This window comes from Gemella sp. GH3 (assembly GCF_013415425.1).
In the GTDB taxonomy this organism is placed as follows: domain Bacteria; phylum Bacillota; class Bacilli; order Staphylococcales; family Gemellaceae; genus Gemelliphila.
In genome coordinates, this window is the sequence record NZ_JACBYC010000226.1 from 1 (window position 1) to 434 (window position 434).

General features: G+C 33.2%; 1 protein-coding gene. It reads right to left on the reverse strand.

Annotated elements, in window-relative coordinates; translation table 11 throughout:
• A partial coding sequence (locus HZY83_RS07830; protein WP_179943482.1) for a GA module-containing protein occupies positions 1-434 on the reverse strand: 434 nt, incomplete at both ends.

Consider the following 434-nt stretch of genomic DNA (forward strand, 5'->3'; position numbering starts at 1 on the left):
GCTTGATTATAAGCTGCTTGTTGTTCAGGGTCTTCATTAATATATTTGCTACTATGAAGAACTAGTTCATTATCAGCAATTGAATCTCTCAGTGCTTTCATTGTGTTGTTAAGTTGTTTTGCATTTTCCAATACTTGAGCAACTTGAGTTTTAGTCGGTGCATTGAAAATGTCATCAACTAGCTTGCCATGTTGACCGTTAGTCAAATTGTTAAAGTTGTTTAATTGTGATGAGGCTTCTTTTTGGGCTTCAAGCAATTTATCGCTACCATGTAAATTATTAAGTGCTTGATTAACATTTGCTAAAGCTTTATCTATTTCTCCTTTGTCCATAGTAGGAGGTTGAGCATTGATTAAATCTTTAGCAGCTTGAATTGCTTTATCGTAAGCATCTTTTTGAGTAGGATCTTCATTAATATAATCACTACTTTGTTT